Annotated in this window: 1 protein-coding gene; it reads right to left on the reverse strand. The window is 46.7% G+C overall.

The window, feature by feature from the left end:
* Positions 1-563: T9SS type B sorting domain-containing protein (locus DKT72_RS17925; protein ID WP_162623379.1), on the reverse strand; the 563-nt coding region annotated here is incomplete at both ends.

A 563-nucleotide genomic window follows, 5' to 3' on the forward strand; every position in this document is an offset into this window, starting at 1 on the left:
GATGAATATCCAACCTTTCAATAAGGCCATGCCATTCCCTAGATCAATCACATATAGATAGGATCCCTGAGGCAGTTTTTCCGAATTCGATTTATAGGCACCGTCCCAATCATTCATATAGCCTTTGGCAGCATAAACCTCATGACCCCATCTATTGTAAACCTTTACCAAGGAATTCGGGTAATTGTTTATCCCTGGGATCACCCACGTATCGTTTATACCGTTACCATCTGGGGTAAAGGCTTCTGCCGGAACCAAGGATGGTTGGGTATCTTTAGGAAAATCATCATTGACATCCAAAATGCCATCGTTGTCATCATCCGCATCCGCATTGTCTCCTATGCCATCGCCATCTGTATCGGTATCCTCACTTGAATCCAATGGAAAAGCATCCTGGTCATTTGGGGTACCGTCTCCATCGATGTCTGGGTCACTGTTGTCCCCAACATTATCACCATCTGTATCCGTATCTTCTGTCGGGTCGTATGGGAAGGCGTCCTGGTCATTTGGGACCCCGTCTCCATCGATGTCCGGGTCATTGTTGTCCCCAACACCATTGCCAT

Source organism: Confluentibacter sediminis (assembly GCF_003258355.1).
Taxonomy (GTDB): domain Bacteria; phylum Bacteroidota; class Bacteroidia; order Flavobacteriales; family Flavobacteriaceae; genus Confluentibacter; species Confluentibacter sediminis.